Source organism: Pandoraea iniqua (assembly GCF_902459685.1).
GTDB lineage: Bacteria > Pseudomonadota > Gammaproteobacteria > Burkholderiales > Burkholderiaceae > Pandoraea > Pandoraea iniqua.
Genome location: NZ_CABPSF010000001.1, coordinates 383,545 through 399,374 on the forward strand (window position 1 = coordinate 383,545; position 15,830 = coordinate 399,374).

Consider the following 15,830-nt stretch of genomic DNA (forward strand, 5'->3'; position numbering starts at 1 on the left):
GGCAGCACCCGCAGTATTCGCAAAATTCGCAGGACGTGCAGTACCAAATGACAATAACGACAACGGCGGCCATCGGCCGCTACAGGGAGGACGGCATGGGACATAACCACGAGTTCGGCGGCCTGCACGACGCGCCGCCCGCGCTGCACGCGGCATCCGACGACGATATCGCGCGCGCTATGCTGTTGCCGCGTTTCGACGCGATGCGCCGGGCCCACGACGCCGCGCCGCAGGTCGGCTGGCCGGCACGCAAGGCGCATCTCAAGGCCTTGCAGGCGATGCTGCACCAGTATCGCGAGGCGTTTGCTCAAGCCATCGACGAAGACTTCGGTGGCCGCTCGGCAGAGGAAACCGACATGCTGGAGTTGTTCCCGTCGCACGGCAACCTCAAGCATGCGCTGGCCCACACGCGCCGGTGGATGCGTGGCACGCACGGTTGGGCCAACCTCTGGTTGCTGCCTGCGCGCACGGCCATCGTGCCGCAGCCGCTCGGTGTCGTCGGCGTGATCGTGCCGTGGAATTACCCGCTGTTTCTCGCGGTTGGCCCGCTCACCGATGCGTTGGCGGCGGGAAATCGCGTGATGCTCAAGGTCTCGGAAGTGACGCCGCGTTTTGCCCACGTTTTCGCGAAGGCCGTCGCCGAATTTTTCCCCACCGAATGGGTGACCGTCGTCACCGGCGACGCGCAAGTGGCCCGCGCGTTCTCCACGCTGCCGTTCGATCATCTGCTGTTCACGGGGGCAACGTCGATCGGGCATCACGTCATGCGCGCGGCGAGCGAACACCTCACACCCGTCACGCTCGAACTGGGCGGCAAATCGCCGGCGATCATCGGGCCGGGGGCGCGTTGGGAACATGCCGTCGAGCGCATCATGCTCGGCAAACTGGTCAACGCCGGACAGACCTGCGTCGCGCCGGACTACGTGCTGGTGCCGCGCGAAAAACTTGATGCGTTCGTCGCGACGGCACGTCAGGTGGCGGCTCGCTTGTATCCCGATGCAGTGAACAATCCGCAATACACGAGCATCGTCTCACCGCGCCATTTCGAACGATTGACGGGGCTCGCGGGCGAGGCTGCCGAACTGGGGGCGACGTCGCATGCGCTGTTCGATGCGCCTGCACAAGCCGAGCGCCGACGCTTGCCGCCGGTGGTCATCACCGGTGTGCACGACGGCATGCGTGTCATGCGCGAGGAGATTTTCGGGCCGCTGTTGCCGGTCGTGCCGTATGACGATCTCGACGCGGCCATCGCCTATGTGAACGACCGACCGCGCCCGCTGGCGCTGTATGTGTTCGATACCGACGACACGCGTATCGAGCGGGTGGTGGATGGCACGATTTCGGGCGGTGTGACGATCAACGACACCCTGCTGCACGTGGCCGAGCATGGGCTGCCATTCGGTGGCGTGGGGTCGTCGGGCATGGGCGGCTATCACGGCGAAGCCGGGTTCCGCACGTTCTCCAAGGAGAAGCCGATCTTCCGGCAGGCGCGATTCAATGGCGCTGGTCTACTCAACCCGCCGTATGGCAAACGATTTGCCATGATGATCAAGCAGTTGCTGCGCTGAGTGGGCGCACCGGAATTTGAAAGCACCGCAGGCAAAGAAAAACCCCGCCGGGAAGACCCGAGCGGGGTTTTTCTTTACGTCATTACATCTGTACGTCGTCCCGTCTGCCGTCAGCGAGCGCCGACGGTGACAGGCAGCGTATGAAGCTTACGCGACGGCGCGCAGGCCGGCGTCGGCCAGCAGGGCGTCGGCGCGGTCCGTGGCTTCCCACGTGAATTCCGGCTCTTCACGGCCGAAGTGACCGTAGGCAGCCGTCTTCTCGTAGATCGGACGCAGCAGGTCGAGCATCTGGATGATGCCCTTCGGACGCAGGTCGAAATGCTTTTCGATCAGCTCGGCGATACGTTGATCGCTGATCTTGCCCGTGCCGAACGTGTTGACCATGACCGACGTCGGGCGCGCCACGCCAATGGCGTACGACACCTGAATCACGCACTTCGAGGCCAGACCGGCAGCCACGATGTTCTTCGCGACATAGCGGCCGGCGTAGGCGGCGGAGCGGTCGACCTTCGACGGATCCTTGCCCGAGAACGCGCCACCGCCGTGCGGTGCGGCACCGCCGTACGTGTCGACGATGATCTTGCGGCCCGTCAGACCGGCATCGCCTTGCGGACCGCCGATCACGAAGCGACCGGTCGGGTTCACGAGGAACTTGATGTCGCCCTTGATCAGCTCGGCGGGGAGCACCGGCTTGATGATTTCTTCGATGACGGCTTCGCGCAGGGCGTCCAGACCGATGTCCGGCGAGTGCTGCGTCGACAGCACGACCGTATCGATGCTGTGCGGACGGCCGTTTTCGTACTTGATGGTGACTTGGGACTTGGCATCCGGACGCAGCCAGTTCAGGCGGCCGTCGCGGCGCACTTGCGACTGGCGCTCGACCAGACGGTGCGACAGGTAGATCGGCAGCGGCATGAGTTCCGGCGTCTCGTCGCAGGCGTAGCCGAACATCAGGCCTTGGTCGCCGGCACCCTGATCGAGGTTGTCGTCATGGGCGCGGTCCACGCCTTGGGCGATGTCGGGCGACTGGCGGTCGTAAGCGACCAGCACGGCGCAGCCCTTGTAGTCGATTCCGAAGTCGGTGTTGTCGTAGCCGATGCGGCGAATGGTTTCGCGCGCAACTTGCTGATAGTCCACCGTGGCGGTCGTGGTGATTTCACCCGCGAGCACGACGAGACCGGTGTTGCAAAGCGTTTCGGCGGCGACGCGCGCGTATTTGTCCTGGGTCAGGATCGCGTCAAGGACAGCATCCGAAATTTGGTCAGCGACCTTGTCCGGGTGACCTTCGGATACCGATTCGGAAGTAAAGAGATAGTCGTTCGCCACTTCAGGCTCCTCTGTAACGAATGATTGGCGACTCACGTAGCCGTCATCGGAGAAGAAGCGGCGACGCTTTAGCGGATAAATTAGTCGAATGGGCTGCCTAGATAGGGTGGCTCATTCGAATCGCCCCGCAAGTTGTCAGTTAACTCGGCGATGTCGCTTATTATACGCCCCTGTAGAAAATCTGCTGGCGACATGGCAACCACTCCCAAGAAATCCATCGGGTACTACGTGAGCGTAGGCCTGCTGCGGGGGCTCAACCTGCTCCCCTATAGCTGGGTCGCGCGTTTCGGCGCGGGCCTCGGACACCTTTTGTACCTCATTCCCAGCTCGCGAAAGCGCGTGGTGCACACCAATCTGCGCCTGTGTTTCCCGCACTGGGACGACGCCACCCGCGAGCGCGTGGCGCGGGCGTCGTTCGTGCACGCCATTCGCAGCTACGCCGAGCGCAGCGTGCAGTGGTTTGCCGACGGCAAGAAGCTGGAAAAGCTGATCGAGCTCGATTCGGCCGTGGATCTGCGCGATCCGAACATGCCGCCGACCATCCTGCTCGGATTCCACTTCGTGGGGATCGAAGCCGGCTCGGTTTTCATCAATTACTCGCTGCACCGGCCCTGCGCGTCGCTCTACACGCCGATGTCGAACCCGGCGTTCGATGCCATGGCCCGGGAGCAACGCGGCCGGTTCGACGCCGAAATGATCCCGCGCGGCGACAGCGCCCGCGACGTGCTGCGCATGTTTCGCAAGAAGAAACCGGTCATGCTGGCCGCCGATATGGACTACGGCGCGCGTAATTCCACGTTCGTGCCGTTCTTCGGTGTCGAGGCCTGCACGTTGACCTCGGTGTCGCGACTGGCCGAAGTGGGCCGCGCGCAAATCCTGCCGTTCATCGGCGAAGTGCTGCCGAACTACAAGGGCTACCGGCTCAAGGTGTTCCCGGTGTGGGAAAACTACCCCAGCGGCGACCCGGACGCCGATGCCCGCCGCATGAACGCGTTTCTGGAAGAACAGATTCTGAAAATGCCGGAGCAGTACTACTGGGTGCACAAGCGTTTCAAGACGCGCCCGGAAGGCCAGCCGGGCGTGTATTGACCGGCACCGGATGCGCGTCGACTTCTCCTCTACAATAGCGGCATGAAGCTCAAATTCACCAAGATGCAGGGCGCCGGTAACGACTTCGTCGTGATCGACGGCATCTCGCAGACCATCGATTTCACGCCCGAACAGTGGCGTGCGCTCGCCGACCGCCATTTTGGCGTCGGCGCGGACCAGCTTTTGCTCGTCGAGCGCTCGGCATTGCCGGACGTGGACTTCCGTTACCGCATCTTCAACGCCGATGGCGGTGAGGTCGAGCATTGCGGCAACGGCGCGCGCTGTTTCGTGAAGTTCGTGCGCGATACGGGGCTGACCGACAAGCGCTCGGTACGCGTCGAAGTGCAGCAGGGCGTGATTACGCTCACCGCACGCGAAGACGGTCAGGTCAGCGTGGATATGGGCGCACCGATTCTGACGCCGTCGGACGTGCCGTTCGACGCGAGCGGGCTGGAAGGCCGCCGCGAGGGCGACGACACGCTCTGGCCGCTGGATGTGGCCGGCAAGACCACGTGGATTTCGGTCGTGTCGATGGGCAACCCGCATGCCGTGCAGGTGGTCGAGAACGTCGACACCGCGCCGGTCGAGACCGACGGCCCGCTGGTCGAGCGCCACGCGCGCTTCCCGCGCCGCGTGAACGCCGGTTTCCTGCAAGTGGTCGACAAGCATCAGGCACGCCTGCGCGTGTATGAGCGCGGCGCGGGCGAGACACTCGCCTGCGGCACGGGCGCCTGTGCTGCGGCGGTGGCGGGTATTCGCCGGGGCTTGCTCGCCTCGCCGGTCGCCATCGAGACGCATGGCGGCACCCTCACCATCGAGTGGGATGGCGCCGCCGGCCCGGTCATCATGACGGGGCCCGCCGCAACGGTCTTCGAGGGCACCATCGAGATCTGATACCGTGTTGCCCGCAAGGCGCCCCGTGGCATCGGCCATGGTGGGAACAGGGGCGCCCGCAAGACCGATTTGGTTTCTGAAGCTTCTGATTTCGCGACCCTGACGGCCGTCGGCTCCCGTTGTGCAAACCGGGCGCGGTGCGGCTTTCGATGAACAGCAGACGGACACTCATGAACGACCGAGATATTGCGGAATACCTGATCGCGCATCCCGACTTCTTCGAACGCCACGCCGAATTGCTGGCCGGCGTGCGCCTGACGAGCCCCCACGGACAACGGGCGGTGTCGTTGCAGGAGCGTCAGATCGAGATGCAGCGCGAGAAGACCAAGCAGATCGAGCGACGCCTCGCCGAACTGATGCGTTACGGCCACGAAAACGACGATATCTCGGCCAAGCTGCACCGCTGGACCCTCGGCCTGCTCGGCGAGCGCGATCCGCATGCGCTGCCCGATGCCATCGCCCGCGGGCTGCGCGACGTGTTCAACGTGCCGTTCGCCGCCGTCCGCGTGTGGAACGTGTCTGCCCCGTATCAACCGGCCGAATTTGCCCGCAGCGTGAGCGAAGAGGTCAAGATTTTCGCGTCGAGTCTGGCCACGCCGTATTGCGGCGCGAACACCGGTTTCGAAGCGGTCACGTGGCTCGGCGCACCGGTCGATCCGGCCTCGGTCGCGCTGCTCGCCTTGCGCGATCCGCTCGCGCAACAAGGCGCCGACGCCCCGGTGTTCGGCCTGCTGGTGATGGGCTCGGACGACGCCCGCCGTTTCCACGAAGGCATGGCGACCGATTTCCTGTCGCAGATCGGCGAACTCGCGGGCGCGGCGCTGAGCAAGCTGCGCGCGGACGACTGAGTCGTCCCGGGCGCCACCGTGGCCAAGCCAGACGCCAAGCCGAAAGCCAAGGCACCGCCCAAGCCGCGCGGCACAGCCGCCGGTGGTGCGCCCGAATCCGCCGATATTCCAGATACGCCTGAAGTCCCCCTTCAGCCGGGCATTCAGGCCTATCTCACCATGCTGGCGAGCGAGCGTAAGCTCGCCGCGCTCACCCTCGAGAACTACACCCGCGACCTGCGGCAATTGCAGATGATGGCCAAAGACCGTCCGCTCGACGCGCTGGCACACGGCGACATCCGCAAGTTCGTGATGCAGATGCACAGTCAGGGGCTGGTTGGCCGCTCGATTGCCCGCAAGCTCTCGGCATGGCGCGGTTACTACGCGTGGCTGGCCCAGCGTTCCGCGCTGGCGGCGAACCCGGTCGACGGGGTGCGCGCGCCGAAGCAACCCAAGCCGCTGCCCAAGGCGCTGTCGCCCGATCAGGCGTCGGCGCTGGTCGAGCACTCGACCGGTACGTCGGCCGAAGCGCTGCGCAACCGGGCGATGTTCGAGTTGCTGTACTCGTCGGGCTTGCGGTTGTCGGAGCTGACCGGGCTCGATCATCGTTACGTGGAGGCCGATGCCTATCGCTCCGCGAGCTGGCTGGATCTGGCCGAACGCGAGGTGATCGTCACCGGTAAAGGCAACAAGCGACGCCGCGTGCCTGTGGGTGAGAAAGCGGTGCAAGCACTGACTGACTGGTTGAACATCCGCACCGGGCTGACGGCTGCCGAGCCGCACGCCCTGTTTCTGTCCGCACGCGGCAAGCGGATTGGTGCGCGGGCCGTGCAGCAGGGCCTGTCGCGTCATGCGCTGGCGGCAGGGCTGCCCACGCATGTCCATCCGCACATGCTGCGGCATTCGTTTGCGACCCACGTGTTGCAATCGTCGGGCGACCTCCGGGCCGTGCAGGAAATGCTCGGCCACAGCAACATTTCGACCACGCAGATCTACACGAAGCTCGACTTCCAGCATCTGGCCAAGGTCTACGATCAGGCACACCCGCGCGCCCGCAAGAAGACCTGAGCCGGCGGTGGCGCTAGCCCGACTCGGTGTAGAATCGCGTCCTTCCCCTGCAAGTCCAGCCCGTGTGCCGACGCCCAGTCGTGGCGACGCCGCACGCCGTGCCGTAAGACTTGCCGCTCTCCGAATGCAACCGTTGGCCAGCTCCACATGAACACCTTGATCCTCAAGCCCGGCAAAGAAAAATCCTTGCTGCGCCGCCATCCTTGGATTTACGCCACTGCCGTGGCGAATGTCGAAGGCAAACCGGCCTCCGGCGCGACGGTCGTGGTGCGCGCCGCCGACGGCCGCTTTCTGGCGCGTGCCGCGTTCAGCCCGGTCTCGGCCATTCGCGCCCGCGTCTGGACGTTCGACGAGAACGAACCGGTCGATCACGCCTTCTTCAAACGCCGCGTGTCGGCGGCGCTAGCCTATCGCGAGCAGATGGTGCACGACACCGGCGCGACCCGCCTGATCTTCGGCGAGGCCGACGGCCTGCCGGGCCTGATCGTCGACCGCTACCAGTCCGCACCGGGCCAGCCCGCGAGCGATCAGATCGTGTGCCAGTACATGGCTGCCGGCGTGGAAGTGTGGAAAGACGCCATTACCAAGGCGCTCGTGGCCGCGACGGGCTGCCCGAACGTCTATGAACGCTCCGACGCCGCCGTGCGCGAGCGCGAAGGGCTGCCGAGCATTACCGGCGTGCTGGCCGGGGCCGAGCCGCCCGAAGCGCCCGAGTCGCTGACCACGCACGAGTGCGGCGTGAAGTACTACGTCGACGTGCGCCACGGCCACAAGACCGGTTTCTACGTCGACCAGCGCGACAACCGTCTGCTGGTCAAGCAACAGGCCAAGGGCCGCGACGTGCTGAACTGCTTCTGCTACACGGGCGGTTTCTCGCTCGCGGCACTGGCCGGCGGTGCGCAGAGCGTGCTGTCGATCGATTCGTCGGGCGAGGCGCTGGCGATAGGCGCGCGCAACGTCGAACTCAACGGCTTCGACGCCTCGCGTACCGAATGGCGCGACGCCGATGTGTTCAAGACGCTGCGGGCCTTGCGTGAAGAGGGACGCACCTTCGACATGATCGTGCTCGACCCGCCGAAGTTCGCCCCGTCGGCGCACCACGTCGACCGCGCCGCGCGTGCCTACAAGGACATCAATCTGGCCGGTTTCAAGCTGCTGCGCCCGGGTGGTCAGTTGCTGACGTATTCGTGCTCGGGGGCTATCGACGCCGATCTGTTCCAGAAGATCGTGGCCGGTGCTGCGGTCGACGCGGGTGTCGATGCGCGTATCCTGCGCCGCCTGTCGGCGGGCATGGATCACCCGATGCTCACGCAATTCCCCGAAGGCGAGTACCTCAAGGGCCTCTGGCTTCAGCGCATCTGAGGTGCCCCGGGGCGCAGGCCCCGGACGTTACCGCCAACGCGCGGCGCAAATCAGCCCAGCGTGAGCGCGACGACACCCAGCGCAATCAGTACCGCGCCGCCGACCCGGCGGCGCATCTCGCCTTCGCCCAGCAGCCGTACCCCGAGCAGGGCCGCCACCATCATCGACATCTCCCGCGCCGGGGCCACGTGCGAGACGGGTGCGTATTGAAGCGCCGTCAGAATCAGGAAATAGGACATCGGCGAGATCAGCGCAATCAGCACGATCTTGCGCCAGTTGGCGCGCCAGAGCAGCGACACTCTGGCCGGCCGCGACAGCGCCACCGGGGCGGACAGCACCACGCGCACCACGTTCTCGAGGTAGTAGTAGACGAGCGGCACGAGCATCAGCGTCTTGACGGCGTAAGCATCGGCCAGCGTATACGCCGCGATGAAGGCGCCGGTGAGCACGCCCCAGCCGGCCCCGGCATGCATGGTGCCGCGCCGGAACAGCCGCTCGCCCCCGGCGATGATCAGCACGCCGCCGACCACCAGCCCGATGCCGACGAGTGCCAGCCAGCCCGGGCGTTCACCCAGCAGGACGATTGCGCCGAGCGACGAGAGCAACGGCCCGGTACCGCGTGCGAGCGGGTACACCACCGAGAGGTCGCCGACCCGGTAACCGCGTTGCAGCACCAGCGTGTAGCCATAGTGGAGCAGGGCGCTCAGGGCGATGACGGCCCAGCCGCGCCAGTCTGGCCAGTCGGCGTGTGAGCCGATGAGAAAGAACAGCGCGAGCGGCGTGTAGAGCACGACCGTCAGCAGCGCGTAGAGAAAGACCAGTTGGGGGCCGCCACCTTCCGTGGTGTCGATGCGTTTTGCCAGAAAATTCCACGTGGCATGCAGAAAAGCGGCGGTAACAACGAAGGCGAGGGCGGTCGGCGACATGGCAGGAGGCGTTTTTTGTGACAATTGTATGACGCATCGCCTGTCTGCTTTCCGCCAATTTGGGTGGACATCCCGTGAAATGCCCACTTTTGCAACTCGGTTGCAGCGTTCACGGCGCTGTGCTTAAATCGATTCATGAGCCTTACTCAACTACAACCGTATCTGGAAGCCGCCCGCGCGAGCTTGCAGGAGCAATCGGGGCGCGTGACTTCGGGACGTGTCCGTGTACTGGCCCTGCTGCTCAAGGCAGGCCGCCCGCTCACCCATCAGGAAGTGCTGGCCGATCTGGCGACCGACGCCGATCCGCTCGACCGTGTGACCGCCTATCGCGTGCTCGACTGGCTGGTCGCGCAGGGCTGGGCGATCAAGCAGGCCGGCGACGATCGCATCTTCCGGTTCGTCATGGCCGAGCACGTCGACCCGCAGCGGGCCGCCTCGCCGCGTCCGCATACGCAACACGGTCATTTCCGTTGTGTACGCTGCCACCGCACGTTCTGCCTTGACGATTGGCCCCAGCATCCCCAATTAAGTGAGCGCGAACTCAAGCGCCTGCCCAAGGGATTCGTGGGCGAACAGGTCGAGCTGATGATTCACGGCACTTGCGCCCAGTGCGCGGGCGCCCCCAACTGACGCGTGCCAAGCCGCTTTTTGCCAGCTCGGGTACATTGAGCGGCATTCCAGCGGCCTGCGGCACACCGCTTCACTACAGGACATTGCATTCATGACCCCCGTCACTATCCTGACCGGCTTTCTCGGCAGCGGGAAAACCACGCTGCTCAAGCGCATCCTGACCGAAGCGCACGGCATGAAGATCGCCGTGATCGAGAACGAGTTCGGCGAAGAGAACATCGATAACGACATCCTCGTGCAGGAAAACGCCGAGCAGATCGTGCAGATGAGCAACGGCTGCATCTGCTGCACGATTCGTGGCGATCTGGTGCAGGCGCTGTCCGATCTGAATAGCCAGCGCGATGCCGGCACGATCCAGTTCGACCGCGTGGTCATCGAGACCACCGGTCTGGCCAACCCGGGCCCGGTGGCGCAGACCTTCTTCATCGACGATGAAGTGGCCGACACCTACCGTCTGGACGCCATCATCACGCTGGTGGACGCCAAGCACGCCCAGAAGCAACTCGACGAGCACGAAGTGGTGCAGCGTCAGGTCGGTTTTGCCGACCGTCTGTTCATCACCAAGGCCGATCTGGTGACGCCCGAGGCCGTGGGCGACCTGAAGCATCGCCTCGCCCACATGAACCCGCGCGCGCCGCAGCAGGTGGTCGATTTCGGCAAGGCCGATTTGAAAGAGATCTTCGACATTCACGGTTTCAACCTGAACGACAAGCTCGACATCGATCCGGAATTCCTCGCCGCCGCCGATCACGCGCACGACCATGATCATGGGCATGATCACGGACATGAGCACGGCCATGACCATGGTGATCATTCGCATTGCGACCACGATCACGGCCACTGTGATCACGAAGGTCACGATCATGGCCACCACCATCATCACGCCCATCACGACGACGCCATCAAGTCGTTCGTGTTCCGCAGTGAAAAGCAGTTTGATCCGGCCAAGCTGGAGGATTTCTTAGGAAGCATCCTCCAGGTGTACGGCGAACGCTTATTGCGTTATAAAGGCGTATTAAACATGCGCGGCATCGACCGCCGGGTCGTGTTCCAGGGCGTGCACCAGATGATGGGCAGCGACGTGGGCACGAAATGGCAACCGGGCGAGACACCGAATACCAAGATGGTGTTCATCGGTGCCGAGCTGCCGAAAGACATCATCCTGCAAGGGCTGGAGCGCTGTCTGGTCTGAGCGGGACCGCCGTTTTGGGCAACGGGAAACCCCTTAAACGGGGCTGTTGACCGATTCGGTTACAATAGCTGCCCACTGGGTTGCCGCCAGCGAATTCACGCGGCATACCGGGGGGAAGGCAGGGGAGCACCGCAATGGCCACCGCCTCTCGCAAGACAGCCACCGCACGCCCCACGCGCCGGGCAGAACCGGCGCCGGATGCGGGCGCCAAGCGTGCTCCAGCAGGCAAGCCGAAGACGGGTGAGAAAGCCGCCGCCAAGAAGGGGCCGCCCAAATCACCCGGCAGGAACGTAACCCAGGACGCCGCCAGCGGCACCGCCGGCAAGCAAGACGCTCCACCCGCTAAAGGAGCGTCGCCGGACTATCCGAAAGAGACGCCACAAAAACCCATGAGCAAGAAAAGACTTTTGACCGAGGCCGAAATTCTGAAGATGGGCGAGAAGGACTACATGAATGAAGATCAACTCGCCTTCTTCAAGGATCGTCTGGAAAAGCTGCAAGAGGAAATTCTGCGTAACGCCGGCCAGACGACCGAGAACCTCCGCGAAACCATTCTCGTACCTGATCCGGCCGACCGCGCCACGATCGAAGAAGAACACGCACTCGAGCTGCGCACCCGCGACCGCGAGCGCAAGCTGCTGAAGAAGGTGCAACAGTCGCTCGCCCGCATCGAATCGGGTGAATACGGCTGGTGCGAAGAAACCGGCGAGCCGATTGGCATCCCGCGTTTGCTCGCCCGCCCGACGGCCACGCTGTCGCTCGAAGCACAAGAGCGTCGCGAGCTGCGTCAGAAACTGTTTGGTGATTGATTGGAACGCGATTTGAACCTGATTTGAATCCGCTTCAAGTCAGGTCCGAATCGATTGCTTTCGAAATGCATTAAAGCCAGGCACCGCGCGGTGGCGGTGCTTCGGCTCCTCGGTTTGCAAAGGGCATGTCTTCGTGACATGCCTTTTTTGTTTTCTCTTTTTGATCGAGAGGGCACCCGAGGGGGCCGACTGTCGCCTGCGCGCAACGTCACACAACGCTCGCGGTAGGGGCTGCTTTATGGCAGAATTGCAACTCAGTTGCAATTAAGCTTTGCCATCTCTTCCATGCCGTCCTTCCCGTTCCCCTTCCGATACTGGCGTGCGCGTCTGCGCACCCCGGTGAATCGTGGGCGCAGCGGTTGGGTCGCATGGCTCATCGTGGCGCTGCTGTGCGTGCAGATGTGGGGCTTGCAGCACGAAATCGTGCACGCCCGGCAACTGTCGGACATCGGCGTGTCGGCGCTCGCCGCAGATACGGATGCCGATACCGATGCCGATGCCGACGTCGATGACGATGCCGACGCGCAGAACGCATGGGCGCCGGTCAGCGCGAGCCTCGCTCACGCAGCCTACGGCAGCCATCACCATCACTGCCATTTGTTCGAAGGCGCGACGTTGGCGGCCGCCATGGCTGTCGCGGTGCTGGAATGGCGCGCCGATCGCCACACAGATCTCACACCATCGCGTGCCACCGGCCGCTCGCATGCCAGCGCACTCACGCTGTCGTTTCGCTCCCGCGCCCCGCCTGTCACGGTCTGATCTTCCACGCGCTGCACGCGCGAATTCCCGCTGAACGTTATTCATTTGCCACACAGCTTGGCGGCGTTGCCGACGGCTGCGGGCAAGGTCGCCATTCGTCTGCGCCCACGCGGCTGCGGCGCATGTTGCGACGGCGTTCGTGCGTGCCGATCGACGGGTACCCCGTCTCAGACCTGACAACACAACAACGACATGGCATCTCCTACCTTCAACGTGGCGCGTGCGCGCGCTGCGGTCTCGTTCTCCTTTGCCCCGGTACCGCTCGCCGTTTGCCTGACGCTGGCCTTCGCAGCGATGCAGGCGAATGCGGCTGACGCGACCCCCGCCGCCACCAACGCCAGCACCGCCGCCACACCTAACGCCACCACCGTCCCCACCTCCGCGACCGTCCCCGGCGCCGACGCGCTGGCACTCTCGACGACCTTCGTCACCGGCAACCCGCTCGGCCGGGCGGCGGCCGATCTCACGGTGCCCGTCACGGCACTCGACGGCCGCGCGCTAGTGCTGCGCCGTACCGGCACCCTTGGCGAGACACTCGACGGCTTGCCCGGCGTCTCATCGACTTCGTACGGTCCGAACGTGAGCCGCCCGATCATTCGCGGTCTCGATGGCGACCGCATCCGCGTGCTGCAAAACGGCACGGGCGCGCTCGACGCGTCGTCGCTGTCTTACGACCACGCCGTGGCCCAAGACCCGCTCTCCATCGAGCGCATCGAAATCGTGCGCGGTCCGGCGGCGCTACTCTATGGCGGCAATGCCGTGGGCGGCGTGGTCAACACCATCGACAACCGCATTCCGCGCGAGCCGATCAACGGCGTCTCGGGCGCGACCGATCTGAGTTACGGCGGCGCCAATCGCGAGCGTGCAGGCGCGGCGTTGATCGAAGTGGGTAACGGCCAGTTTGCGTTCCACGTCGACGGCTTCGCACGCAAGAGCACGGACCTGCGCATCCCGGGGTTCGCGCGTTCTGCACAACAGCGCGCCCGTGACCCCGAAGGCACCGAGCAGCCGTCGGGCACCTTGCCCAACAGCAATGGGCAGGCGAGCGGTGCGGCCGTCGGTGCGTCGTGGACGTGGGCGAACGGCTATAGCGGTTTGTCCTACTCCGGTTACGACTCCGACTACGGCACGGTGGCGGAAGAAAACACGCGCATCCGGCTGCGTCAGCAGCGCCTCGCACTGGCGAGCGAAGTGCGCAATTTGAGCGGTCCGTTCACGGCCCTCAAGTTCAACTTCGGCTACACCGACTACGAGCACAAGGAGATCGAAAACGGCGAGACCGGCACGACCTTCAAGAACCACGGTTACGAGGGACGTATCGAAGCACGTCACGCGAAGATCGGTCCGTTCGAAGGGGCCGTCGGCGTGCAGTTCTCGCAGAACACTTTCTCGGCGCTCGGTGAAGAGGCGTTCGTGCCGAAGAGCGATACCAGCAACGTGGCGCTTTTCGCGCTCGAAGAATGGGCCGTGAATCAAGCCGTGAAGCTCTCGTTCGGTGCGCGCATCGAACACACGCGCGTGAAGCCGACCGCGGGGGGCAGCGAGCGCTTCGACAATCTGCCGACGCGCAACTTCACGCCGGGCAGTGTCTCGGCGGGCGCCGTCTTCGCGCTGGCGCCGGCTTGGTCGGTCGCGCTGAACACGTCGTATACCGAACGCGCGCCGACCTTCTACGAGTTGTATGCCAACGGCCCGCACGCGGCGACCGGCATCTGGGAAATCGGCAATACGCAATCGAAGCTTGAAAAGGCGTTCTCGACCGACCTGTCGCTGCGCTATGCGAACGGTCCGCACAAGGGCAGCGTCGGCGTGTTCTACAGCCGCTTCTCCAATTTCATTGCGCTGGAGAACACCGGACGTTCGGTGAATGACGAAGGCGAGGAGGTGAGCTCGGGCGGTAAGCCGGTCTATCAATATGCGGGCGTGCCGGCCGAACTTTACGGCGTGGAAGCCGAAGGCCGCGCTCGGGTATGGCAGGGCTACGGCAACGTCGATGTGGAACTGCGGGGCGACTACACGCTGGGCCGCAACCGCGACACCGGCGAGCCGCTGCCGCGTATTGCACCGCTGCGTCTGACGGCGGCGCTCGCCTACGGCCTCGGCCCGTGGGGCGCGCGCGTGGAGGTGGTGCATGCGAGCAATCAGGGACGTGTGCCGGCGGGTGACCTGACGACCAACGGCTACACCACACTCGGCGCGGCGCTCACCTATCAGTTCAAGACCGGTGGCGCGCAGTGGCTGGCGTATCTCAAGGGCGAAAACCTGACGAATCAGGAAGTGCGTCTGGCCAGCTCGTTCCTGCGCGACATTGCACCGCAGGGCGGCCGTGCGGTGCGCGTCGGTCTGCGTACTACGTTCTAAGCAGAACCTGCCGCACAAACGGGGGAATTTCCGAGAAATTCCCCCGTCATTCCCCCATCTGCACGGTGCAATGCCGCGCAGATGGCGCGTTCCGTGCCGCATCGAACAGCCAGCAAAACCCGTCGAATAAGCCGCCGTCGACGCCTCTTGATATTCCTTCGATTGCCCTAAACTACAGTCACGTCTCGCCCGGTCGGACACGTTCTCACAGCATGGGGAGCGTGCACGGTGAAGTCCGGGCCAATCGTTACGGGGCGCAAGACGCCCCCCGAAAAGGAACAGGCATGGAGCAATATCACGGCACCACCATCGTCTCCGTTCGGCGCGGCGATCAGGTCGCGCTCGGCGGCGACGGTCAGGTCACGCTCGGCAATATCGTGATGAAGGGCACCGCCCGCAAGGTGCGAACCGTTTATGACGGCAAGGTCATGGTCGGTTTCGCTGGCGCGACGGCGGATGCGTTCTCGCTGCTCGATCGTTTCGAGGCGAAGTTGCAGAAGCACCAGGGTCATCTGACGCGCTCGGCCGTCGAACTCGCCAAAGACTGGCGTACCGACCGCATGCTGCGCCGGCTTGAAGCGATGATGATCGTCGCCGATGCCGAGACCACGCTGGTGATTACCGGCAACGGCGACGTGCTCGATCCGGAAGGCGGCGTGGCCGCCATCGGTTCGGGTGGCTCGTACGCCGAGGCAGCGGCGCGCGCGCTCGTGCAGAACACGGACTTGTCGCCGGCCGAAATCGTGAAGAAGGCGCTCACGATCGCGGGCGACATGTGCATCTACACGAACCAGAACCACATCATCGAGTCGCTGCCGCAGAAGGCTGCGAAGTAACGCGAAGTAACGAATGGCGAGGCGGATCTGCATGGCAAATCCGCACGGCATTCAACGCAACGACTCACGACCAACGAGCAGCAAGTGACGACGGTCGACGCGCACGCCGCAGCAGGTGGACTCCTGCGGCGTGACTTGCCGGCCGGGGTATGACCGGCCGGGCGTCACCCTGATCGAAACCCT

14 protein-coding genes are annotated in these 15,830 nt (G+C 64.4%); 12 read left to right on the forward strand and 2 right to left on the reverse strand.

Annotated elements, in window-relative coordinates:
- Positions 1 to 179 precede the first annotated feature (179 nt).
- Positions 180 to 1,568 carry a coniferyl aldehyde dehydrogenase gene (locus PIN31009_RS01565; protein ID WP_425495460.1) on the forward strand — a complete coding sequence of 463 codons (1,389 nt, stop codon included), beginning with the start codon at positions 180 to 182 and terminating at the stop codon, positions 1,566 to 1,568.
- Between the two features lie 147 nt (positions 1,569 to 1,715).
- Here PIN31009_RS01565 and metK read toward each other — a convergent pair whose 3' ends face one another.
- Complete coding sequence (gene metK, locus PIN31009_RS01570) at positions 1,716 to 2,894, reverse strand: methionine adenosyltransferase (RefSeq protein WP_150682743.1); 1,179 nt, start codon at positions 2,892 to 2,894, stop codon at positions 1,716 to 1,718.
- Between the two features lie 192 nt (positions 2,895 to 3,086).
- On the opposite strand from metK, the gene PIN31009_RS01575 reads away from it, so the two are divergent.
- From PIN31009_RS01575 to PIN31009_RS01595, 5 genes are all read left to right on the forward strand, one after another.
- The gene (locus PIN31009_RS01575; RefSeq protein ID WP_150682744.1) at positions 3,087 to 3,983 is read left to right on the forward strand and encodes a lipid A biosynthesis lauroyl acyltransferase; all 897 of its coding nucleotides are present in this window, start codon (positions 3,087 to 3,089) and stop codon (positions 3,981 to 3,983) included.
- Between the two features lie 42 nt (positions 3,984 to 4,025).
- Positions 4,026 to 4,877, forward strand: coding sequence for a diaminopimelate epimerase (dapF, locus tag PIN31009_RS01580; protein ID WP_150789096.1), 852 nt, complete (start codon positions 4,026 to 4,028; stop codon positions 4,875 to 4,877).
- Positions 4,878 to 5,047: 170 nt separating this feature from the next.
- Positions 5,048 to 5,725, forward strand: a complete 678-nt coding sequence (locus tag PIN31009_RS01585; RefSeq protein WP_087690358.1) for a DUF484 family protein — start codon at positions 5,048 to 5,050, stop codon at positions 5,723 to 5,725.
- Positions 5,726 to 5,884: 159 nt separating this feature from the next.
- Positions 5,885 to 6,772 (forward strand): tyrosine recombinase XerC, encoded by an 888-nt coding sequence (gene xerC, locus PIN31009_RS01590; protein ID WP_150789606.1) that lies wholly within the window; start codon positions 5,885 to 5,887, stop codon positions 6,770 to 6,772.
- Positions 6,773 to 6,919: 147 nt separating this feature from the next.
- Positions 6,920 to 8,134 (forward strand): class I SAM-dependent rRNA methyltransferase, encoded by a 1,215-nt coding sequence (locus tag PIN31009_RS01595; RefSeq protein WP_150789097.1) that lies wholly within the window; start codon positions 6,920 to 6,922, stop codon positions 8,132 to 8,134.
- 50 nt (positions 8,135 to 8,184) lie between these two features.
- On the opposite strand, the gene PIN31009_RS01600 is transcribed toward PIN31009_RS01595, so the two are convergent.
- The gene (locus tag PIN31009_RS01600) at positions 8,185 to 9,060 is read right to left on the reverse strand and encodes a DMT family transporter (protein WP_058376814.1); all 876 of its coding nucleotides are present in this window, start codon (positions 9,058 to 9,060) and stop codon (positions 8,185 to 8,187) included.
- Positions 9,061 to 9,195: 135 nt separating this feature from the next.
- Between PIN31009_RS01600 and PIN31009_RS01605 the strand changes: the two genes are divergently transcribed.
- The 6 genes from PIN31009_RS01605 (at position 9,196) to hslV (ending at position 15,647) form a co-directional block, all read left to right on the forward strand.
- Positions 9,196 to 9,690: a Fur family transcriptional regulator gene (locus tag PIN31009_RS01605; RefSeq protein ID WP_150611035.1), complete on the forward strand. Its 495-nt coding sequence runs from the start codon at positions 9,196 to 9,198 to the stop codon at positions 9,688 to 9,690.
- A gap of 91 nt (positions 9,691 to 9,781) precedes the next feature.
- Positions 9,782 to 10,882, forward strand: coding sequence for a CobW family GTP-binding protein (locus PIN31009_RS01610; RefSeq protein ID WP_150789098.1), 1,101 nt, complete (start codon positions 9,782 to 9,784; stop codon positions 10,880 to 10,882).
- Between the two features lie 389 nt (positions 10,883 to 11,271).
- A complete protein-coding gene (gene dksA / locus PIN31009_RS01615) occupies positions 11,272 to 11,691 on the forward strand; it encodes an RNA polymerase-binding protein DksA (RefSeq protein WP_058376817.1) in 420 nt (139 codons plus the stop codon).
- 285 nt (positions 11,692 to 11,976) lie between these two features.
- The gene (locus PIN31009_RS01620; RefSeq protein WP_150789099.1) at positions 11,977 to 12,450 is read left to right on the forward strand and encodes a hypothetical protein; all 474 of its coding nucleotides are present in this window, start codon (positions 11,977 to 11,979) and stop codon (positions 12,448 to 12,450) included.
- A gap of 273 nt (positions 12,451 to 12,723) precedes the next feature.
- The gene (locus tag PIN31009_RS01625) at positions 12,724 to 14,811 is read left to right on the forward strand and encodes a TonB-dependent receptor (protein ID WP_425495461.1); all 2,088 of its coding nucleotides are present in this window, start codon (positions 12,724 to 12,726) and stop codon (positions 14,809 to 14,811) included.
- A 284-nt stretch (positions 14,812 to 15,095) separates the two neighbouring features.
- Positions 15,096 to 15,647 (forward strand): ATP-dependent protease subunit HslV, encoded by a 552-nt coding sequence (gene hslV, locus PIN31009_RS01630; protein WP_058376819.1) that lies wholly within the window; start codon positions 15,096 to 15,098, stop codon positions 15,645 to 15,647.
- Positions 15,648 to 15,830 lie beyond the last annotated feature (183 nt).